This window comes from Klebsiella sp. P1CD1, from assembly GCF_003790505.1.
GTDB lineage: Bacteria > Pseudomonadota > Gammaproteobacteria > Enterobacterales > Enterobacteriaceae > Klebsiella > Klebsiella variicola.
Map to the genome: position 1 here is coordinate 2,839,176 of NZ_CP033631.1, position 21,453 is coordinate 2,860,628.

Consider the following 21,453-nt stretch of genomic DNA (forward strand, 5'->3'; position numbering starts at 1 on the left):
ATGAGTCTAGAAATAAAAAAACAAAGTAACCCGTTTTCTACTGGCGGTGGGGGAGTTAATTTTGAAACAAGAGTTCAAGCAGCTTTCGCACTATCCTTATTGACTAAATCTTGTGTTCCTTGTTTGAGTAACTACATGAGGGCTAAAGAGTTAAAATTCCAGAACAAATATGATGGTGTAAATACTGATGATTTTGTATTGACTGCCACAGACAACTCAAATAATGAAAGTAAGATCTTTGCTCAGATTAAACATGAAATAACTATTAGTGGCTCATCAAACTCAGTATTTGCAGAAGTTATAAATAGTGCTTGGGCGGACTTTAAAAGTGTGGGCTTTAAGTCAGAAAGAGATTCTATCGCGTTAATAACAGGTAATTTACCAAAAACTGACATAAATAATACTTTGCCGTTACTTGAATGGGCTAAGTTTTCATCGAACTCAGAAGATTTTATAAAGAAATCTCAAACCCAAGGATTTACCAGTGAAGCAAAGCTCGAAAGATTAGGGATATTTAGAGATCAGCTTACTCATGCGAATAACGGGGTAGCTATCTCAGAAGAAGAATTGTGGTCTTTCTTAAAATCGTTTCAGATTTTACCTTTTGACTTAGATGCAGAACATTCAATCGTAGCAAACTTACTTTGCTCATTGATTCAGTGTTACTCAGACGTATTACCTTCTCTAGTCTTAGCTAGACTTGTTTCCTGCGTTCAAAGTTTCAACCAGAATGCGGGGGTTTTAACTCAAAATAATATACCAGAAGACGTTAAAGGATTATTTAATAAATCAAGCCACTTATATTTCGAGAATGACTTGATAAAGCTTTATGAGCGCAGTCAGCATATTTTTGAAGGTATTTCTACAACTATAAATGGACTCCATGTTGATAGGACAGAACAACTAGCAGCACTATCTAACTGCTATAGAGATAGTGAGTTTGTATTTGTTACCGGTGCAAGAGGGGCTGGAAAGTCAGGCGTTGTTAAAGATTTTATCACAACAAAAAATTTAGATATTCCAGTCTTCTACTTAAGAGCTGAAGATTTAGATAAAAGTAACTTAAATGAAGTTTTCACTTCCATGGGAATTACATCTTCTTTGGGAGAAATTGAAAGTCATTTCTCATTGCTTCACGAAAAAGTACTCGTAATAGAGTCCCTAGAAAAAGTTTTAGAGCTAAATTATCCAAATACTTTTGTTGAGTTATTGCAATACATTAGAAAACAGTCTGGTTGGACTATCATTGCAACTGGCCGGGACTATGCTTATCAACAATTGTTATTTAATTTCCTACAGCCTTGCTCTATAAATTTTAGCAGCATGAATATTGAAGGGCTTGAAGATAGTCAAGTCGAGCAAGTTTGCGAGCATATTCCAGAGCTAAAATCTTTAGTATCTAATAACTCATTAGTAGAACTACTAAGAATACCATTTTTTATTGAGATTGCTGTAAGAGCTATAAAAAATGGCGCTCAATTTGGGATTGGAGATACTGAAGAAGACTTTAGGGATACAGTGTGGCGGACTGTCGTTGCAAAAGAAGCTGATAGAAAGTCAGGGATGCCAGATAGAAGAAGAGCAACCTTTATTAAAATAGCAATAGAGAGAGCTAAAAAGATGCTTTTTGGTGTCAGAGCAAGCGGTTTTGACCCGGAAGTAATCGCAAAGTTGGAAGAAGACAATTTGATCTACAGAGATCAAAAATCATCTTGTGTAAGTCCTATGCATGATGTTTTGGAAGATTGGGCTTTAGAGGAGTTCATCGATAGAGAGCATTTTGATAATTCTCATAATGTTGCAAGCTTTTTGTTAAATATAGGAAATGAACCTGCGATAAGTAGGGCATTCAGGTTATGGCTGTATAGGAAGCTAAAATTTGATGATACAACTAATGAATTCGTAGAAGGTTTATTATCTTCGGACGAGATAGAGAGTTATTGGAAGGACGAGGCAATTTCTGCAATCATGCAGCATGACTCTCCCGGGATATTTCTTAATTCACTCAAGCGCCAACTTCTTAAAGATGATTGTGCTCTTTTGACACGGTTTTGTTTTATTCTCAGAATAACGTGTCAAAGACCAATCTCTCTACACAACGGACTATTGATAAAAGATAAAAAATCGGGATTGCTCAAATCCCTTTTCCTGAAACCATATGGAGAAGGTTGGGAAGCACTATTCCATTTTATTTATGAGGAAAGAGATAATTTGAGTAGTCCTGTGCGCACTCAAGTTATTGAATTAATAGATGAATGGACTGGTCTCATTAATATACATGATGAGTTGCCAAAAGCGTCTGAAAAGGTTGGTTTTTTAAGTTTATGGCTCCTTGAAAAGGTTAAAGATTCATATCGTGGTGAGGGGCAAAGAAAAAAAATATTAAATGCTTTATTAAAAGTTTCAACGGCTATTAAAGATGATTTTGATGAATTGATGAAACAGGACGTTTTCACCTCAAAGATAAAGCCTAGACGATTAAGTTATGTTGATGAACTGAGTAGTTTGGCACTTATAGGCTTCAATGTTCCTATGTTGTGTAAGTTTTATCCTGACTTCGTAGTTAAACTTTCAATGCATGAGTGGCTGTTGGAAGAATCCGAAGAGAACGATTATGGCTACGGGTCATATCGAGTAGACGTAGAGGAATCATTTGGGCTAGATACAGAACGAGATTTTTTCCCTGCAAGCGGTGCCAAAGGCCCTTTCAAATATCTTCTTCAATTCAAGCCAAGGCTAGGCTTGGATTTCATTATTAGATTGTGCAATTTGACAGCACAAAAATACTCAGAATCGGATTTTTCTAAAACTCAAGACAATGAAGAAGACACTATTTACGCCTTCGAAACAGTAGCTAAACAAGTCGATATAACCTTGAATGATGGCACAGTAGTTAAACAGTATGCATCTCCCCACCTCTGGAAGGGATATAGAGGAAAGTCTACGTTGCCCTACTTATTACAGAGTGCTCTTATGGCATTGGAGAACTGGTTAGTTGAGTACGTTGAAAATTGTGGTAAGAATAATGAAATAGATTGGATTTTTGATTATGTTCTTCGCTCTAGTAATTCAGTAATGCCTACATCTGTTTTATCTTCTGTGGCCACAGGCTTCCCTAATAAAGTAGGTAAAGCAGCCTTTCCTTTGCTTAAAACTGCTGATTTATACCATTTAGATTTGATTCGAATGACACAAGAAATGGGTGGAAATGAGATGCATTTCTTTGGTCTTAATAGGGATGCATTGTCGAAAATATACCTAGAAGAGAGAAGAGAAGCAGCACTTCGACCATGGAGAAAAGAGTCATTAGAAACCTTATTAACAAGGCTTCAGTTCGTAAATGAGTTAAGGGATGATATTTTAAAAATTGTTGATGAACTGAAAAATGAAGCTACTGCAAGTAATGAAAAAAGCCTTCGGTATATGGTGCACAGAGTCGATACAAGGACTTGGAAAGTAGTTGAAGACAAAGAAAATGACAGAGTATTGTTTCAAAGCTCATCAGAGCTTCCGGAAGATTTAAAGCTGGATCAACAAGAATTTAATGAAAAGCACGCAATGGATAACACCGTAACTAGTTTAAACTTATGGGGTAAAAAACTATTCGATGAGCAATTACTAGAAGAAAAATACTTCTCTTCATATCAGGATGCATTAATAGCTACTAAGGGATTGCTCAGCGCCCTCCAAAAAGGTGAAGTACACAACTTTGCTGATATGGCGGTTGGCACAATCACAACTGTTGCAGCGGTTTGTGTTCGTGATGTTCTTTTAGAATTGAGCTATGAAGATAAAAAGTGGTGCTTAGAAATCATCCTAGAATCAATATTCATGCACGCAGACAATATGAATGGGACAGCTGCACATGATAAGACTGATTATTATGGCTCTGGAGCATGCGCATTTGTCTTACCTAAGTTATTTGATTTAGATCTAGATTCAGAACAAATAGAATATTTGAAGTTTGCGTTAGCTACAGCATTAACGCATGAGAACCTGAACGTTAGTGCTTGTGCTGCTAAGGGAGTAAGAGAGTTTCTTTGGTCTAGAGACGCTGAATTAGCATCCCGTTGTATAGGTGGAATAGTTGAGTATGCCAGATTACGAAGGGAAGATAGTGAGGTACGTAGGTTTTATCATTTACAAGGTGCTGAATTGCAAGCCGCACTCGAAAAATGGAATGATCTTTTAACAACTTTTCGTAACGACTTGATTGAGGGAAAGTTTAAGCTTTCAGTTAACGATATATCTTTGGAAAGCCACTGTTCGTGGTTTATTCATTTACCAATGCTAATGGTTCCTTACTGTACTAAGGATGAGATACAAATTCTGTTGGTCAATAGGTTAATGAGTTTTGTATTTGATACGGAGTATCAAAACCATCGTTCGAGTGATGATGAAAAAATAAATCATGAAATTAAAAAGCAGATTCAAGACTGTCTCTCTGAACATGTTGTTTCTTCAAGAAAAAATAACTTCATGCCCTTTAAAGATCTATTGGTGTTAGGGTGTACTAAAGCTCCCGGCTTCATTTATTCTTTAACACTCTCCTATCATGTCGCTGTAGAAAAAGAAGGTGATTATGATGCTATATGGGCACTTTGGTGCCTGTTAGCACCAGAAGCACACAAGATAGCTTTGAATGATGTTAATGATCGTTATATCGGTTTACAGAATGACCTAAATCAGCTCCTGCGTGGAATGATGTATGCGGATTGCCCTTGGCAAGGACATGAGAATGAAGAGAAAGATATGAAGCGAGGTGCTAAATATTTGCTCGATTTTGCTAGGCGATCTGCACATAATAGCCATGTGTTTGAAGCCTTGTCTTCATTGATTTATAACTTCTACAACGTATTCTTCGAAGAAGGCATTCTGATTTTAGCTGAGCATTATAGTGCCAATCGACATATTATCGGGAAGCAAGTCAATACAGCATTTTATATAGAAATGGTTGTTGGAAGATTTTTGCAGATAGAAAATCGCGGAACTCTCAATAGAAAAATGTACGATATATGCCTGCTTCTCTTAACAGGAATTGTAGAAACTGGCTCTGCTAGAGCTTATTACTTACGTGAAGAATTGATTCGTTCTCGAAAGATTTCAGCCTAGAGGGTAACAGTGACAATTTTTTAAAAAATGGTGATGGCTCAGCTGAGTATAAAGAAGCGATTCTTCGATCTTTTATTAGTCAATGACTAGATCAAAAGTTCAGTATGCTCAGACAGATAGGTTCATTGAGCTTTGATGGATTTGCACTGGAAAAGAGGCTAGTCCATCACATCAATGCCCAATGGTATCTCAATAACCACCAAACTGTATCGAGATTAAGGTGATGAGCGAAATTCTGACCTTCGGTTTGATGGTAGGCCAACCGGCATTGCGTAATCTGTGCCTCGCGGGTTCACCTAGAACGCTGTTAGCAATGTCCGCTCCTCGCTCATAGCGGACCTTCAACTCAGGTAGCTTGTCCGCTCTGTGCCAGGAGCGGACATTAAAATCAAAACCGATGGCAAGCTCACCGAGCATGACATTATGCTTGCGCTGCTTTGTAACGTACTTCCAGCTTATCCAAAAAGCCAAAAAGTACTTGATTCATTTCACTGTAATCGTGCGCCCGGAGCGCTTCAGGCGTGTCAACGAAACGATATTCTGCTGCACGGCTCAGGTCTTTCTCAGAATGAGCGATCAACCGTTCTACAACGTCCAATGTGAGCTCCATGTGGCACTGGAAACCAAAGACGCGGTCTGAATAGGCAACGATCTGCCGCGGACAGCCTTCGCTGTAAGCAATAATTTTGGCCTCTGGCGTCAAACCTGGCATGTCGTTATGCCAGTGACCCACTGCCAGTGTTTTCCCAAAGTGAGAGAACATCTCATCCTTCCTGCCGTCTTCGGTCAATGTGATCGGGAATTTACCAATCTCTTTTTCCGGGCTATGAGAGAAGGGCGCGCCCAGCGCTTCACCGATTAGCTGTGAACCCAGGCAGATACCGATCACCGCCTTACCGGTTTTAACCGCGGAAGCAATCAGCGTCTGTTCCGCTTTAGCATTAAAGTGCGGGCATGCTTCAAGCGTGGTGTTCGGATCTTGCGGACCGCCCATAACGATAAGAAAATCGATGCCTTCGGCGTCAGCAGGTAGCCGATCGCCTGCATAGACGCGTGAGTAAATTACATCATGACCCTGGTTTATTGCCCAGGTTTCATATGCGCCCGGGGCTTCAAAACTTTCATGTACGATAAAGTGTACACGCATGAGGTTAAGCTCCTGTAATATCTTTGATGATCAGAATGATAAGTCACGCACCCATTGCCTAAGGCTCTACTCCGGGTGGTTCCAGTTTCGATATGATAATGGCAGGGGCTAAATCTGAAATGCCAGGTAGTATAGATAAAGCGCCAAGACATGATGAAGCCACAGGCTGGTCCAGTACTGCGATAAGCTATCAACGCGGCGAGGTAGATCCTCCCCATCATCATGTTGAGGGGCAGCTACTCTTCGCCACCAGAGGGGTTATGTTGGTGCAAACAGAGAGTGACCGTTGGGTGATCCCTCCTCAGCGGGCATTATGGCTACCGCCTTTGCATATCCATAGTTACCATCTGCTTTCACAAACCGATCTCAGGGCGATCTATTTCAGCAGTAGCCTTATTGCAGAATGTACGAGCTTTACGAAGAGTCAACAGGTGCATGTGATCACGGCTACGCCATTAGTCAAAGAGCTTATCGCTGGGCTGTTCAGTGAGGACTACGCCAGACCGAGTCAACGGAAGATAGCTTTGTTGCTTCTGGAAATTCTCAGCGAGGCTCCACCTTTAACGATGGCGCTTCCCATGCCGAATGATGAGCGATTATTTAGCGCGGCCAGATCGCTACTGGTCAATCAGCGCTGGGAGGCATCGCTGAGCGAGCTGGCTTTTATGTCGGCCATGTCGGAACGGACCTTTTCCCGCTTGTTTATGAAGGATACAGGCTTTAGTTTTAGAACATGGAAGCAGAGAGCCAGAATTTGCGCTTCGTTGGATCTTCTCGCGAACGGCGTTCCAATCAAACAGGTAGCTTACCAGCTTGGTTTCTCATGCCCGGCGGCCTTTACCGCTGCTTTTCGCTGCATTCTGGGGGCAACGCCACGCGATTTTGTGCCTTAAACCGGGAAACCCTCAAAGCGGTCTTTGAGACTGTCATGGGCATATTACCAGACGCAGAAACCCTGCGAGGGTAGGGGTATCCCGCCTTTGCTGTTGAGAAAGGTAGTTTAATTTGCACCCGACACACTCTCATTGATTAAAGCACGGAGTGGAGATTACTGCGGTCCACAGTTCTGACAAACCGTGAAAGAGAAGGCCTGCATGAAGAAAAAAGGTGTCGCGATGCGTGATGAAATTACCTTATGACAGACCTTACGGTGATTTACGGCACCGGGTGGATTCCGGACGCTGTGAGCCGACTCATTGCTACGAAGCCTGATTCTGCTGTACCTCAGGCCATATGATAGCCTGCGCAACAATCACATCCTGCCCATTAATGCGTCCAGGGGAGTACTCCCGGGCCCTGGACATCCCCTGTGAGCCAAAAGCGGAAGTAGGCTGAAGATAAATTAGCGTTGATGTTAATCGTGGGTGCTGCAGATGGGTAGAAATTGATAACTTAGGATGCAAGTTCGTCCCGCTCTTTCTGCAGTTTTCATCGAGGGGATATTCTCCGGAATAATTGTGCCCATATACAAAGATAGTCCCGAATCGGAATGAGTTAATAATCGGTACAGCAGGCGTTGCGCTCGGGCTGACAATGATCGACCACGAAAAGCAGGAAGTATTACTTTGTCAGTAATACGATATCCTCTCAGAAAAGCGAGGTTTCCTTTCTGGCATATTAGCAACCCGGCGCGAACATCGTTTTCATAGATAATATATACTTCTCTCTCAGAAATATGGTCACACAACTCTTCGTCATCAACTGCTACCAAATTACTTGCAGACAGTTCACGAACTGTCTGCCATGTATGCTTATAGGCATCGCCCAGAGCCTGACAACACCAGTCAAAATCTTCGTATGTCGCCACTTGCAAAGTAAGAGATTTATCATTGAATTCAGGGGGTTCAGAAAAAGACGTGGCATATATATACTGGTCGGGAATACCCTGCGGGAAGGACTGGCCTGGCACAAGAATGCGGACATACTGAGCTCTGAGTTGTGACCATTCCTTACTAATGAGTTCTAATGCAATATGATTTAGGTCAGAATCCATACCTACAATATCAATAAAAGGTTTGTTAATATTTCCGCCCTGATAACGGGGGCCAGTAAGAAATTGCTTTCCATCAATTTTGAGTTTTCGTTGTAAAAAATATTCCTGACATAATCCAGTTTCTCTCCAGGGAAATCGCGCCGAGAAACTTCTGTCTGTACACCTCGATTCCTGCTCTGACAACCATTGTTTTAACCATGAACGTAGAGTAACTTCAGGCACAGGTAGCCTGGCATATTGAGATAGCATGTAAGATAGCATAAAAATATTTTACCCTTGGATGTAAAAATGTTTTTTTAAACAAATCAGAATAGTTCTACTCTCATTTTATTACCAATTATAGCTGGCACGTCCGCTCCTTGCTCAATGCGGACCTTTAGCTCGACAGCTTGTCCGCTCCGCGCCAGAAGCGAACAGTGTTATCAGTGGCCAGTGATAAAACGTCAACCCGTTGCCCTTGCCTTACAGCACCTCAACCACTTCAAATTCTTCTGCGATCAACTCCATATCCTCAGAAAAATGACCTTCAGAGCTGAAAAATCTCTGATGCTCTTTCTTCCAGTATTCAAGGCTTAAATCGCCTTCACCTTCTTTGCGGGCGAACGCTTCAGTCACATCACAAAAACGAACCAGCTGCATCGAAATCAGTCTGATCACGCAAACTGGAACATTCTGGCCATCAAGAATAATGTGATAACTCCCAATTCTCGGGGCAGATTCTTCCTGCTGGTAAGAGGCAAAAGATCCGCAAGAGGCCGTTTTGATCCCTTTTTTGATCAGGTCAGCAAGCTCGTTAGCCAGCTCCGGACTGTCACCCATTTGCCAGGCATCTGCGCCGGGATACTTCTTTTTTATTTCCTCAACCTCAACCATGAAAATCCCTTCGTTATCGTCAATGAAAAGAAATGGCATACCTTTTTTAACATGAGCGGTCCCAACATTATCAGCGATATCTTTCTTTAGATAGTGTGGTCCGTTCTTCGCTCAAAACAGACCTTAAGCGCATTTAACGCGTGTGCTCTGCGCCAGAAACGGAAGTTAACTTCGAGACGAGCCATAAAGTCGCCTGTCTTATTCAGACTGCCAGTAAAGCGGTGAACCGAACGCGTCCAGGTAGTAATCGATAATCGCCCGCACGTTCAGCGGAGGGTGGCGGGCATTCGGATAGATTGCCGCGATGTGCTGTGGCTCCGTTTTTATGGATGTATCCAGTTCCGGCAGTAGTCCGACCAGCTCGCCGCTCTTCAGCCGGTCTCCAATCAGCCAGTCAGGAAATAGCACAATCCCCATCCCCCCGAGTGCGGCAATCAGCAGGGTTTCCGCATTATTCGATGACATCAGGGGCGAGACGGGATAGTGCACCCATTCCTCTCCGTGCCTGCGCAGCAGCCATTGGTTTGGTCCTGACGAACCACGATAGACCAGGCATTTATGCCGCGCGAGCTCTTCGGGTGATCCCAGCATGCCGTGCCGGCGGATGTAATCCGGTGACGCGGCAAGATGATAGAACTGCTGGCCAAACACGCGCGCATGAAAGGCGGAATCCGTCAGCACGCCAATCCGGAAAATCACGTCAGCCGGCTCCCGGTGCGGATCGATGTAATCATCAGTTAGCGTAAGCTCAATACTAAGCTTCGGATATCGCTCCGTCAGGCCGGGTAACGCGGGTGCGACATGGCGCTGTCCAAAGAACACCGGTGCGTTTATGCGGACCATTCCGGAAGGCTCAAGCGTTCTCTCATTGAGTTCCCGCCGCGCCTCCTCCATGCTGCCCGTCATCGCACGCGCATAGCGGATAAAAAGATGGCCGCTTTCCGTCGGAATTATAGCCCGGGTATTGCGGTAAAAAAGCTGCTGCCCGAGCACATCCTCCATCTGATGGATGACGCGTGATACCTGAGAGGCCGATATCCCTTCCCGCCGGGCCACCACAGAGAAATTCTGCGTTTCATAAACGTCTATAAAAATCAGCAGGGCGCGAATACTGATGTTCCCAAGGCCATTCATTAATGCATATCCTGCACAGGTGTTTATCTCATTATGGCATTTTTCTCATCCATGTTAAGTCGTAATCTTCTCCGCCTGGACTTTGGGAGACAGATTGCTATGCAACTAATATTGATTTTTATCGTCATTGCCGGAGGCATGGGACTGTCCATAGAGGCAGGATTGCTCGGGCCACTGGGTGGGGAGGTCGGTGACCTCTGGGCTACCTTCAGCATATTTGGCGTGGGCGCGGCGCTGACCTTCCTGCTGATGCTTTTTTTCAGCCCGCGTAACAGCCCGTCATTCTTTGCGCAACCAGCGTGGCAGCTACTTGGCGGCGTGCTTGGGCCGATTTACGTCATCATCCTGACCGTGGTAACGCCGGCAATCGGCATCGCCATGACGATGATCGGCATCCTGGCAGGCCAGGTGTTCAAGAGCCTGATTATTGATCACTTCGGTCTGCTCGGTACGTCGCGCCGGAAAATTGACAGTAAGCGTATCATTGCGCTGATTTTCATCATTGCAGCGCTGGCTATGGTTGCACAGGGGTAAAGTAACATTATGACTATTATCATGATTCTGCTCGCCGTCGCCGGTGGCGCCATGCTGAGTATCCAGGCGGCTATCAATGGCCAGCTGGGCAGCAAGGTCGGCGTATTCAAAAGCGCGTTCCTGACATTTTCTGTCGGCGCCCTGGTGACGGGGCTGCTGATCTTCTTCTTCGAACCCAAACACACCTTGACGTTGATGGACGTGCCTAAATGGCAGCTGCTGGGCGCAATGTTTGGCGTACCGTATATCGTCATTATGGTACTGGCCGTCCAGCGTATTGGCGCGGCAGTGGCTACGGTCGCTGTCATTTTTGGCCAGTTAACCATGAGCATGCTGATCGATAACTTCGGCTGGCTGGGCAATGCGTCGATTCCATTCTCGATGAGCCGAATCGGCGCCATTATCTGCCTGGGTATCGCGCTGTTCTTCATTTACTCCAGCAGTAAGTCAAAAGCCGCAATGGCGAAAACTCCCCGGCAGCAGGAAAACGCTAACACATAAGCCCGGCCAGTTCAGGTGTTCTCTCTGAAGAGTGCCAGAAATATCCTGACACTCTTCAGGTGTTACACAGCGATGCCATGGGCATATTACAGGGACAGAAACCCGGTGCGGGTAGGGTTTATCCCGCTTTTGCTGTTGAGAAACGTCGTTTAATTCGCATCCGGCAACGGTTGAAATTTGTAAGACATGTCACATTTTAAAAAAAATCCAAAGTAAGCTATTGTAAAACCCTCCTACAAAATATTTAAATACACGGGCAGAACGACAGGCGTGTAACTGGTAAAACAGGCAAGACCTGAGATGAGCGATGAATTTAGACCTATTCATTGCTCATCTCAGGTCTTTTTTTTTGCATCTGAGGTAGCAAATGGATTCCAAAAAAACAGCGCAGAAAATACGTAAATTGAACAGCGGGGCAAGCAATTTTGAACATATTGAACATAGTTCTACCCGACGACAGCTTAGGTTAAATGAAGAAAAATGCTGCTCCTGATAATCCAAATAGCGTCAAGCTTACTTTTATCGGGCAGGGCGGTCATTTGGGTTCATTTGTAAAAACAGAACTGTTGTGACGAGATAAGACAAGAGAAGTCTCCGTTCACGTTGCGAATCGGCACAGTTAAAGGAGTGACAACAAGCAAATAATTTTTTGAAAACAATTTTTCATTTCAGAATTCAATAATAATGTTAAGCATCGATCCATTTCTCTGGAGTCAAATAGCTATGAAATGATCAGGCTAAATAGGCTTGCTTACTATATATATTTCTACCCTGGGAAGGTGAAGTATGATTTTATTTTAATATACGCTTTACCCCTGTAATCTACATGAGAATTTTAAAATATGAACAAGACTATTCTATTTTGTCTTATCTCTGCCATGTTCAGCAATGCTTATGGACAGAGTTTAACAGTGGAAGAGAGACTGGCTTTGCTTGAAAAACAACTCCAGGAAAACACTGCAGAATTAAAAAGCACAAAAGCAGAATTAACCAGGTATAAGCAAGCTGATAAAACAAACAGAAACCCGGTCAGCTCTGCAGATGAAAAAATTCAACCAACAACAAATTCTGCCACTTCAACTGTTGCAGTAGCATCGAGTAATAGCAACAAAACAGGCAATAGTGCCACAACTAAAGTTAATAATGATCTTACATTGAAAGATATTAGTGACTTTGTTAAAAACGATATTGGGTTTTCGTACAATGGCTATTTCCGTTCTGGTTGGGGAACGGCTAATCATGGATCGCCAAAAGAATATGCTATTGGATCACTTGGCCGTTTCGGCAATGAATATACCTCATGGTTCGATCTTCAACTCAAGCAGAAAGTGTACGACCAGGATGGTAAAACTGCACATGCTGTCGTTATGCTGGATGGCAATGTGGGTGAGCAATACAACAATGCAGTCTTTGATAAAGATACAGAGAGTAACTTACAATTTTCTGATATCTATCTCACGACGAAGGGATTTCTTAATTTTGCCCCTGAAGCTGATTTTTGGGTAGGTAAACACTATCTGCCTAAGTATGAGATACAGATGCTTGACTGGAAAAGCGTCAGAACAGAAAGCGGAGCAGGGCTCGGTATAGAAAACTGGAAAATGGGTCCAGGCAAATTTAACGTTGCTGTAGTGCGTCAGGACCTGAACGCGCGTGCTCTTGATTATGATACATCAGGAAATTCATTACAGATCAATACGAATGCGCTTGATATACGTTATCGTGAAATTCCATTATGGGATAAGGCAACATTAGAACTTGATGGGCGCTATAACATGGCAAACAAATCAGACGTCGTGAAGTCAGGGGAGGCTGATGGTCAGTATTATCATGTAAAAGATGCCTGGCTGGTAGGTGCGATTTTAAGGCAGAAGTTTGACGCAGGGGGTTATGACGAATTAACCCTGCAAGCTGCCAATAATTCTATCGCCAGTTCTTTTGCAAAAATTTCAGGAGCAAACCCAACATTTGGGAGTGGTGATAACTATTATGGAAATCACACAAATGGCAAGGCATTCAGAATAATTTCTCAAGGGGAATTTTACCCCACGGAAAACACTATTGTTGCACACGCACTAGTATATTCAAATGGTAATGATATATTTAGCTATGATACTGGTGCTCATACAGATTTTGAAAGTTATCGAAGTGTCATCCGTCCTGCTTATATCTGGGATAAATTCAACCAGACCGGGGTAGAACTCGGATGGTTTAGACAGGATAACAAAACTCAAGAGCAGACATATAGTGAATCCGGTTACAAAACAACATTGTATCATGCGCTTAAAGTTAATACATCAATTCTAACTTCAAGGCCAGAAATTCGGTTCTATACAACGTATATCCGGGCAAACCAGAACGAGATATCGAATTATACATTCAACGATAATAAAAAAGATCAATTATCTATTGGCGCTCAGGCTGAGGTGTGGTGGTAACTATCGGTTAATATAAAGGAAATATAATACAGGGAGAAAATACTCCTGGGAGGGTTTTTATATCGTGGTCATTTACGAGGATTATTATGTGATAACTGTCACATTTTGACAAAAGATGGGTTAATTTTATTGCCTGTAACTATGTATATAGTATATTGTTGGCAAATATGTAGTACAGGCGTGTAACTGGTAATGCAGGCAAGACCTGAAATTCTCCCCCTCATTTGGGGTGAGAATTTCAGGTCTTTTTTTTTGCTCATGAGGCAACTTATGGATCATCTAAATACTGGGCGTACAATTCTCAAATTAGTCGGCGGAGCAGGCAACATCGAACACATTGAACATTGCTCAACCAGATTACGCTTAAGCTTGTATGACAATGCTAAAGTTGAAGTGTCTGACCTCAAAAAATTACCTGAGGTAATGGGTGTCGTGACAAATGTGCAGTGTCAGATAGTCATTGGCAAAGACGTTGTTAAAGTGTTTGATGCGATTAGATCGTTAATGGCTAATGATGCTGACGCGAAACAGAAACCCGTAACAAAGAAAAAATGGAATGCATGGTTGATTGATTTTGTTATCAGTATCTTTCAACCACTCATACCTGCAATTGCAGGTGGCGGCGTGCTGAAATCCATTTTAATTATTTTGAATATGGCTGGATGGCTGACTAAAGACAGTTCGACATATCAAATTTTGGACTGCATCGGAACCGCGCCTATTTATTTTTTACCCTTACTTATCGCCATCACTACTGCGAATAAGCTTAAAGTTAATCCATTAGTTGCATTGACTGCTGTCTCAGTCTTGTTGTTGCCCACATTTACTACCCTGGCAAAACAAGGTGCAACGTTAATGACTTTCGATATTACGAACGTCTCCTATGCAGCGCAGGTGTTTCCCGCAATTCTTTGTGTTATTTTTTATGCACAAACGGAATCTCTTTTTAATCGTTATACGCCTAATGCATTACGTGGTTTCTTATCGCCCATGTTATCGCTGGTTACGACGGTCCCCGTCACATTGCTTATCCTTGGGCCATTAGGTTTTGAAATGGGGTCTCTGTTAACGCATCTGATCCTTTGGATGCATGGCAAATTTGGATTCATCGCAACAGGCTTACTTGCTGGCGGACTGCCATTTATTGTAGCGGCCGGTATGCATAAACCTTTCCTCCCTTATGCCATAATGTCAATGGGGCAAACGGGTAAAGAATCTTTGTATAACCCAGCTTCCTTAGCTCACAATATCGCTGAAGCAGGAGCCTGCCTTGCCGTTTCGCTAAAAAGTAAAGATAAAATGTTTAAAGGGACTGCTCTTTCCTCTGGAATATCAGCGCTGTTTGGCATTACTGAACCTGCACTTTACGGTATTACTTTACTGCATAGGCCAGTACTGATCTCCGTGATGCTGGGGGCAATGGTCGGTGGCTCCTTCATGGGATTTATGATGGTCTCAGCTTATGCAATTGTAGCGCCGAGCCTTGCCAGTATCTCAATTTTTGCGTCACCGGATAATCCAACCAGTTTGATATATGCAATCATCGGCGCACTTGTTGCATTCTGCCTGGCATTTTTATCAACATTATTCTTCTGGAAAGAAAAAACAGCAACGCCCCATCCAGAGGAGGAGATGCCCAAATTTGAGAAGACTGAAGTCACTGCTAATCCAGTCTTAATGAATGACTTTACCTTTACCAGTCCGGTTGAAGGGAAAGTCATCCCCCTGACAGAGGTCAACGACGATGTATTTTCTTCAAAAATCATGGGGGATGGTATCGCTATCGTTCCAACTGTGGGAGCACTCTATGCACCTGCCGATGGCGTTATTGAGCATGTGTTCGAAAGTGGCCATGCAGCCAGCATGATGACTACCCATGGAGTAGAGGTTATCTTTCATATAGGAATTGATACGATACAAATGGACGGTCAAGGCTTTCACCCGAAAATTACAGATGGCCAACACGTTAAAGCGGGTGAACTATTAATCGAATTTGATATTGATGAAATAACTAAAGCGGGTTATGACCCAGTTGTAATAATGGTTATTACCAATAGCGATCGTTTTATGATGAAGCCGTCGAACGATCATACCAATACACTCCAGCAGTTTAATATTTTTTCATTAAAAGAGGCTTAATATTATGTCGAAATCTATTCTTCCCAAGAATTTTTTATGGGGTGCAGCCATTGCAGCCAATCAGGCAGAGGGTGCATGGAACGTTGACGGCAAAGGGCCTTCTGTTGCAGATGCAGTTGCCTATAAGGCGCATCTGAGCACGAGCGATTATGCCGGCCATATGGCCGTATCTGATCAAAACGTGAGTGATGCGCTTGAGGGGAAGAATGATCAAAATTACCCTAAACGCAGAGGCATAGATTTTTATCATCGTTACAAAGAAGACTTAGCGCTTTTTGCCGAAATGGGTATAAAAGTCCTGCGCGTATCAATCGCATGGTCACGAATCTTCCCTACAGGTGAAGATGAGCAACCGAATGAAAAAGGATTACAGTTCTATGAAAATATGTTCACTGAAATGCGCAGACTTGGCATTGAACCATTGGTTACGCTCTCACATTATGAAATGCCATTAGCATTGAGTGAGAAATATAATGGCTGGGTCCACCGAAATGTTGTTGATGCGTTTGTACGCTATTCAAATGTGTGCTTTGACCGTTACAAGAATTTGGTACGTTACTGGTTGACATTCAACGAAATTGATAGCATTCATCGGCATCCTTTTACGACAGCGGGTGTCCGCGAAGAGAAAAGTCTACCGGGAGAAAGCACGCAGGATATTTATCAGGCGTTGCATCATCAGTTTGTTGCTTCGGCCTTAGCGACAAGAGACTGCCATGAAAAGATACCTGGCAGCCAGGTCGGATGTATGCTTACTAAGTTAACAACGTACCCACTGACCTGTCATCCTGCTGACGTGGAAGCCACTCTGAAAAAAAATCTCGAAAACTATTTTTATTCAGATGTTCAGATTAAAGGCGAATATCCACCATTAATTAAGCGGGACCTGGAGCTGCGGAATATCAAGATAAAAATGCAGCCGGATGATTTGGAAACGTTACGTCGCTATACTGTAGATTTCCTTTCATTCAGTTATTATATGTCCATCACGGAATCTGTTCAGTCCGATGCAGAGCGCACGGCAGGAAATACTATCATGGGTGTAAAAAACCCTCATCTACCGGCTTCTGAATGGGGATGGCAAATAGATCCTGTAGGGCTTAAAATTTCGCTACTGGAGCTTTACGATCGATATCAAATCCCTTTATTTATTGTTGAAAACGGGTTTGGGGCAAAAGATACAGTGGTTGATGGGAAGATTCATGACGATTACCGTATTAATTATTTCCGTGCGCATTTTGAGCAGATGATTGAAGCTGTCAAAGAAGGTGTCGATTTAATAGGGTATACGAGTTGGGGAACAATTGATATTATTAGTGCTGGCACGTCGCAAATGACCAAACGCTATGGTTTTATTTATGTAGATCAAGATGACGAGGGGAACGGTTCTTTGAATCGGTTACGCAAAGACTCCTTCTATTGGTATCGCAAGGTTATAGCGACGAACGGGACTGATTTAAGTTAATCATTGCTACCGCGGGAACTGAGATGAAAGTTAAAAAGTCCTTAAATAACAGCATGCTGCTTGCTGAGAATGACGGAAAAGAGATGATACTCTTTGGCAAAGGTATCGGTTTTAACACCAAGCCAGGGACAATTATCGACTTGCAAAGTGTCGAACAGGTCTTTATGCCTTTGGATACCCTCAAGTCGCGACATTATCTGTCACTAACGGACACAATTCCCGCGGATTTCTTTGAGATCACTCATGAAATTGTTAAGATGGCTCAAGCTCATTACAGCGAAAAGCTTAATTCAGTTTTACTATTCACCCTCGCGGAACACTTGCATTTTGCTGTTGAACGCTGTAAGACAAATACGAACATTGCGAATAAACTGACCTGGGAAATAAAGCGTTACTATCAGAAAGAGTATAGCATTGGCGAGCTGGCAAGAGATTTGGTATCAGCTAAGTTTGCGGTGAGTCTTCCTGATGACGAGGCTGTACACATTGCTTTTCATATTATCAATGCAACTTTTCAATTTGATGAGACTAACGCACATAAGCAAGTAGAGTTAGTTAACAGAATTGCTGAAATTGTTCGTTATAAACTCAATCAAAATATTGATGTGAATTCAATTCACTATGCCAGATTTATTACGCATTTAAGATATTTCGCTGAAAGGGTATTAAATAATAGCCTTGCAACAGAAGAAACTGACGACTTCTATAATGAGTTAATTCGTTTCCATCCAAAAGCGATGGTGGTTGCTGAGGTGATTCGTGACTTTATAAAAAGCAATTACGCCATTGCTATTCCTAATGATGAACTTACCTGGTTAGGTATACATATCAGTAAACTCAGTAAATATTCAAAGTGATATTTTAGTTTGGGAACAGGAGATAGGTCAGAGATTGATGCCATGGCGATAAGATGATTCACTCTAGCGCTCATCTTCGTTTACGTAGCGCATTAAGCAGCGCCTGTGTGGCATCAGAAGACGTTCCGGATGGCGAACAAACCAGCCCAAATTCACGATGAATAGCCGGCGTCACTGGCACCACGCACAGGTTGCGCAAGGTCTCCGGCAGGGCGGATTCCGGTACCAGCGCGACGCCCATCTCTTCACCGACCAGTTTACAGGCGCTTATCCAGTCGCGAACCGTCACGCGGATATCAGAGAGTTGCAACCCGGCCTTTTCCATCAGGCTTTTGCCATTCACGACACAGCCGCCCGTCGCCAGAACAAAGGACTGGTCCGCCAGCGCCTTTAGCGTTATGCCATCAGCTTTCGCATGCTGTGCCAACCGATGGCTGGCGGGCAGGACCGCGACCCATGCATCCTGTCCTAGTACCACCTCTGCACGTCCGGGAACGGGATTCATGACCACCCCAAGTTCAACGGTGTCTGCGGCAAGCCACGCTTCGACTTCTTCGTCAGAGCCTTCCAGCACAACAACGTCAATACCCGGATGCAGGCGCTTAACGTCGCGCAGCAGGCCGGGCAACAAGGTAGACGTCACGGAGGGAAAACTGGCCAGCCGAATGCGCCCGCGGGTGACGTTCCGGCCCCGATCAGCCAGTTCGCGGATGGCGTTCAGCTGCGAAAGCATGTTTCTGGCATGTTCCACCACCTGCTCACCCAGGGCGGTAATCCCGATGTATCGTCGCTCACGGGTAAATACCGGAAAGCCCAGAGAAGCCTCCAGCTGGGCAATGGCCTGGCTGGCGCCGGACTGGGTCATGCCTATCTCCTCGGCAGCACGTGAGATATTGCCGGCATCCGCCACGGCTACCAGCAGGCGCCAGTGTAAAAGATTCATCATGATTATCAGTAGCTCAGCTAATAGTTCTTTTCTATATCATTAATTTTACAGTGCGATCGGCGTTAAATACAGTGTGCTGAGGATCGTGCAGGACGTTGTCCGACGGCTTTACACATTAACGGAGACGAGATGAAACTTTATTACGCGCCAGATACCTGTTCACTATCACCGCACATCGTGCTGCGCGAGCTGAACCTTGAATTTGAACTGGTGAGAGTCAACAACAGAAGCAAGATCACCGCTGATGGTCGCGACTTCCTCACCATTAACCCGAAAGGGTATGTTGCTGCGCTTGAGCTGGATGATGGGCAGATCCTCACCGAAGGGCCGGCGATGGTGCAGTACCTCGCCGATCGTAAACCCGAATACGGCCTGGCGCCACGCGCGGGCAGTTGGGAAAGGGTGCGCCTGCAGGAATGGCTTAACTTTATCACCAGTGAAATACACGCGGGTTCGGCGCCGCTGTTTAACTCCGCGCTGGCGGAAGATGTCAGAACGATGTTCCGGGACAAGCTATTCCGACGCTTCGATTTTCTGCAGACGACGCTCAGCGAAAAAACCTATCTGACTGGCCCGTCCTTTAGCGTGGCGGATGCCTACCTCTTCACGGTGCTGGGATGGTGCAAATTCTTCGCGATCCCACTGGATCGCTGGCCAGCGCTATCGTCGTATATGGAAATAATAAATGCCCGTCCTGCTGTACAGGCGGCATTACGGGCTGAAGCGTCTCAACAGGGCAGGTAGAAGGCGACATGAGTAGAGAAGGCCGCACAAGAGAGGCGGCCTTTGGCGTCAGATTGCCAGTTCAGGCATCTGCGCCATCACAAACGCGAAAACTTTTTCCGCGTCGAGTGAGGCATAGGGCAGACTTTCAATCACCGCAATAGAACGAGCGTCGCCAACAATCCCTCTTATCTCCGCGACCTTATACTGAATATGCGGCGCAATGAGAAATCCGTCGAAAGCGGGCGCCACGCTGGCAAAATTTTCCAGGCCCACTGCGCTGACAATGAGAGGATGGCCCTTTTTTTCCGCCAGTAACTGTATCTTTTTGGCGAGAGAATTGGCAGTGTTGCCAAACAAACAACATATCAGAAGCTTTTTCATGGTTTTACCTCCTGAGAATGAATTTCAGGATATGACTCGCCATGCGTATAAAATGAGCGCCACCTCATAATTGCGTGAAGAATTCATCATGATGATGCTTTCCAGGCATGTGAAAGACTATGGGGCCTGATTTTTGATCCGCTCTTTGTAATTCCCTGGGGACATGCCCATGATACGACTGAAAGCCCGCCTGAATGCGGTCTCATCACTATATCCGCAGGCGTTGGCGACCTGAGAAATCGTTTTGCCAGGGATTTCCAGCATAAGCGCCGCCGTTTCAATACGAACCCGCGTGATAAAGTTTTTCGGACTCTGCTGGATCAGCGCGGTCATTTTACGATTGAGGGTGCGGGGTGTCAGGTTCAAGGCCTCAGCCAGCTGATCCACCGTTATGCCCGGGTTTTGATAACGCACCAGCTGTTCAGCCTTCATCAGAAGAGGATGCCTTGAATTGAGAAATCCCGCAGGCGCATAAAGCTGCTGTGATAATGGCTGGCTATCCGCAACGGCCATATCAGCCGTCAGTTTGGCAATCTCATTGCCCGCATATTTGCGAACAATATAGATAACCAGGTCAATCCACGAAAACGGGCCTCCTGTGGTAATGATGTTGTCCTGTTCAGCCATGACTTTCCCCCAGACGGGCTTCGCCAGTGGGTATCGCGATCGCAAGGTATGATACAGCCACCAGGTCGTGGAACAGGCGCGTCCGTTGAGTAACCCGGCTTCACCCAGGATAAATCCGCCGGCGCAGGCCCCTGCAATGCAACTGCCCTGAAGATATTTTTCTTTCACCCATTCTGCGGCAGCGGTAACGGCCTCTTGCGCGAGGGGAAGCTTCTGCTCGTCAAGCTGCATACCGCTGGCAATAACCAGATCAACAGGTTGGGCATCATTGAACGAACCATCGCTAACGATTTTTCTCCCCTGAACGTCCATGACTGGCAGACCATCGGAGGTGACCACCATGACCTCAAAAAACGGTGACGTCCGTGCAATATCCGCGTTGACTTGCGGATTTTGGACGATGATCTGATTGGCGAGCCAGAACATGTCGGCTATGCCGGCAAGTGCCGATCTCATGCTGCCCGGTATAGCCAGTAACGCAATTCGCATGGTGAGTCCTGGTAAAAATTATGTCTGATTTAGCATCATAACTGTCATTTAAGACACTTTATAGGTTTCATCCTGCCGCGTTAAAGTGAGC

General features: G+C 44.3%; 16 protein-coding genes. 9 read left to right on the plus strand and 7 right to left on the minus strand.

Going from position 1 to position 21,453, the window contains the following annotated elements; all coding sequences use genetic code 11:
* Nucleotides 1–5,112 (plus strand): hypothetical protein, encoded by a 5,112-nt coding sequence (locus DTA24_RS14195; RefSeq protein WP_123836899.1) that lies wholly within the window; start codon nt 1–3, stop codon nt 5,110–5,112.
* A gap of 421 nt (nt 5,113–5,533) precedes the next feature.
* On the opposite strand, the gene DTA24_RS14200 is transcribed toward DTA24_RS14195, so the two are convergent.
* Nucleotides 5,534–6,259 (minus strand): type 1 glutamine amidotransferase, encoded by a 726-nt coding sequence (locus tag DTA24_RS14200; protein WP_123836900.1) that lies wholly within the window; start codon nt 6,257–6,259, stop codon nt 5,534–5,536.
* A 92-nt stretch (nt 6,260–6,351) separates the two neighbouring features.
* Here DTA24_RS14200 and DTA24_RS14205 point away from each other — a divergent pair, with 92 nt between their 5' ends.
* Nucleotides 6,352–7,152, plus strand: coding sequence for an AraC family transcriptional regulator (locus DTA24_RS14205; RefSeq protein WP_171991887.1), 801 nt, complete (start codon nt 6,352–6,354; stop codon nt 7,150–7,152).
* A gap of 461 nt (nt 7,153–7,613) precedes the next feature.
* Here the strand turns inward: DTA24_RS14205 and DTA24_RS14210 are convergent, their stop codons facing one another.
* From DTA24_RS14210 to DTA24_RS14220, 3 genes are all read right to left on the minus strand, one after another.
* Nucleotides 7,614–8,513: a hypothetical protein gene (locus tag DTA24_RS14210; protein ID WP_123836901.1), complete on the minus strand. Its 900-nt coding sequence runs from the start codon at nt 8,511–8,513 to the stop codon at nt 7,614–7,616.
* Nucleotides 8,514–8,714: 201 nt separating this feature from the next.
* The gene (locus DTA24_RS14215; RefSeq protein ID WP_164481336.1) at nt 8,715–9,071 is read right to left on the minus strand and encodes an ASCH domain-containing protein; all 357 of its coding nucleotides are present in this window, start codon (nt 9,069–9,071) and stop codon (nt 8,715–8,717) included.
* A gap of 252 nt (nt 9,072–9,323) precedes the next feature.
* The gene (locus DTA24_RS14220) at nt 9,324–10,259 is read right to left on the minus strand and encodes a LysR family transcriptional regulator (protein WP_012968167.1); all 936 of its coding nucleotides are present in this window, start codon (nt 10,257–10,259) and stop codon (nt 9,324–9,326) included.
* 99 nt (nt 10,260–10,358) lie between these two features.
* On the opposite strand from DTA24_RS14220, the gene DTA24_RS14225 reads away from it, so the two are divergent.
* From DTA24_RS14225 to DTA24_RS14250, 6 genes are all read left to right on the plus strand, one after another.
* Nucleotides 10,359–10,793, plus strand: coding sequence for a DMT family transporter (locus DTA24_RS14225; RefSeq protein WP_012541664.1), 435 nt, complete (start codon nt 10,359–10,361; stop codon nt 10,791–10,793).
* A gap of 9 nt (nt 10,794–10,802) precedes the next feature.
* Nucleotides 10,803–11,294, plus strand: a complete 492-nt coding sequence (locus tag DTA24_RS14230; protein ID WP_012968168.1) for a DMT family transporter — start codon at nt 10,803–10,805, stop codon at nt 11,292–11,294.
* An 842-nt stretch (nt 11,295–12,136) separates the two neighbouring features.
* Nucleotides 12,137–13,732, plus strand: a complete 1,596-nt coding sequence (locus DTA24_RS14235; RefSeq protein ID WP_038422582.1) for a carbohydrate porin — start codon at nt 12,137–12,139, stop codon at nt 13,730–13,732.
* Between the two features lie 270 nt (nt 13,733–14,002).
* Nucleotides 14,003–15,871, plus strand: coding sequence for a beta-glucoside-specific PTS transporter subunit IIABC (locus DTA24_RS14240; protein WP_123836903.1), 1,869 nt, complete (start codon nt 14,003–14,005; stop codon nt 15,869–15,871).
* Between the two features lie 4 nt (nt 15,872–15,875).
* Nucleotides 15,876–17,336: a glycoside hydrolase family 1 protein gene (locus DTA24_RS14245; RefSeq protein WP_012541669.1), complete on the plus strand. Its 1,461-nt coding sequence runs from the start codon at nt 15,876–15,878 to the stop codon at nt 17,334–17,336.
* 23 nt (nt 17,337–17,359) lie between these two features.
* The gene (locus DTA24_RS14250) at nt 17,360–18,193 is read left to right on the plus strand and encodes a PRD domain-containing protein (RefSeq protein ID WP_012541670.1); all 834 of its coding nucleotides are present in this window, start codon (nt 17,360–17,362) and stop codon (nt 18,191–18,193) included.
* 70 nt (nt 18,194–18,263) lie between these two features.
* Here DTA24_RS14250 and DTA24_RS14255 read toward each other — a convergent pair whose 3' ends face one another.
* Nucleotides 18,264–19,139 (minus strand): LysR family transcriptional regulator, encoded by an 876-nt coding sequence (locus tag DTA24_RS14255; RefSeq protein ID WP_123836904.1) that lies wholly within the window; start codon nt 19,137–19,139, stop codon nt 18,264–18,266.
* Nucleotides 19,140–19,268: 129 nt separating this feature from the next.
* Between DTA24_RS14255 and gstA the strand changes: the two genes are divergently transcribed.
* Entirely contained in the window at nt 19,269–19,883 is a 615-nt protein-coding gene (gene gstA, locus DTA24_RS14260; RefSeq protein ID WP_043875246.1) for a glutathione transferase GstA, read from the plus strand.
* A gap of 48 nt (nt 19,884–19,931) precedes the next feature.
* Here gstA and DTA24_RS14265 read toward each other — a convergent pair whose 3' ends face one another.
* Nucleotides 19,932–20,246 carry a PTS sugar transporter subunit IIB gene (locus DTA24_RS14265; RefSeq protein ID WP_008804820.1) on the minus strand — a complete coding sequence of 105 codons (315 nt, stop codon included), beginning with the start codon at nt 20,244–20,246 and terminating at the stop codon, nt 19,932–19,934.
* Between the two features lie 117 nt (nt 20,247–20,363).
* Complete coding sequence (locus DTA24_RS14270) at nt 20,364–21,362, minus strand: GlxA family transcriptional regulator (protein ID WP_023340177.1); 999 nt, start codon at nt 21,360–21,362, stop codon at nt 20,364–20,366.
* Nucleotides 21,363–21,453 lie beyond the last annotated feature (91 nt).

Coding starts and splice junctions, on each gene's coding strand:
- DTA24_RS14195 (WP_123836899.1), top strand. CDS start 1: ATGAGTCTAGAAATAAAAAAACAAAGTAACCCGTTTTCTACTGGCGGT.
- DTA24_RS14200 (WP_123836900.1), bottom strand. CDS start 6,259: ATGCGTGTACACTTTATCGTACATGAAAGTTTTGAAGCCCCGGGCGCA.
- DTA24_RS14205 (WP_171991887.1), top strand. CDS start 6,352: ATGATAATGGCAGGGGCTAAATCTGAAATGCCAGGTAGTATAGATAAA.
- DTA24_RS14210 (WP_123836901.1), bottom strand. CDS start 8,513: ATGCTATCTTACATGCTATCTCAATATGCCAGGCTACCTGTGCCTGAA.
- DTA24_RS14215 (WP_164481336.1), bottom strand. CDS start 9,071: ATGGGTGACAGTCCGGAGCTGGCTAACGAGCTTGCTGACCTGATCAAA.
- DTA24_RS14220 (WP_012968167.1), bottom strand. CDS start 10,259: ATGAATGGCCTTGGGAACATCAGTATTCGCGCCCTGCTGATTTTTATA.
- DTA24_RS14225 (WP_012541664.1), top strand. CDS start 10,359: ATGCAACTAATATTGATTTTTATCGTCATTGCCGGAGGCATGGGACTG.
- DTA24_RS14230 (WP_012968168.1), top strand. CDS start 10,803: ATGACTATTATCATGATTCTGCTCGCCGTCGCCGGTGGCGCCATGCTG.
- DTA24_RS14235 (WP_038422582.1), top strand. CDS start 12,137: ATGAACAAGACTATTCTATTTTGTCTTATCTCTGCCATGTTCAGCAAT.
- DTA24_RS14240 (WP_123836903.1), top strand. CDS start 14,003: ATGGATCATCTAAATACTGGGCGTACAATTCTCAAATTAGTCGGCGGA.
- DTA24_RS14245 (WP_012541669.1), top strand. CDS start 15,876: ATGTCGAAATCTATTCTTCCCAAGAATTTTTTATGGGGTGCAGCCATT.
- DTA24_RS14250 (WP_012541670.1), top strand. CDS start 17,360: ATGAAAGTTAAAAAGTCCTTAAATAACAGCATGCTGCTTGCTGAGAAT.
- DTA24_RS14255 (WP_123836904.1), bottom strand. CDS start 19,139: ATGATGAATCTTTTACACTGGCGCCTGCTGGTAGCCGTGGCGGATGCC.
- gstA (WP_043875246.1), top strand. CDS start 19,269: ATGAAACTTTATTACGCGCCAGATACCTGTTCACTATCACCGCACATC.
- DTA24_RS14265 (WP_008804820.1), bottom strand. CDS start 20,246: ATGAAAAAGCTTCTGATATGTTGTTTGTTTGGCAACACTGCCAATTCT.
- DTA24_RS14270 (WP_023340177.1), bottom strand. CDS start 21,362: ATGCGAATTGCGTTACTGGCTATACCGGGCAGCATGAGATCGGCACTT.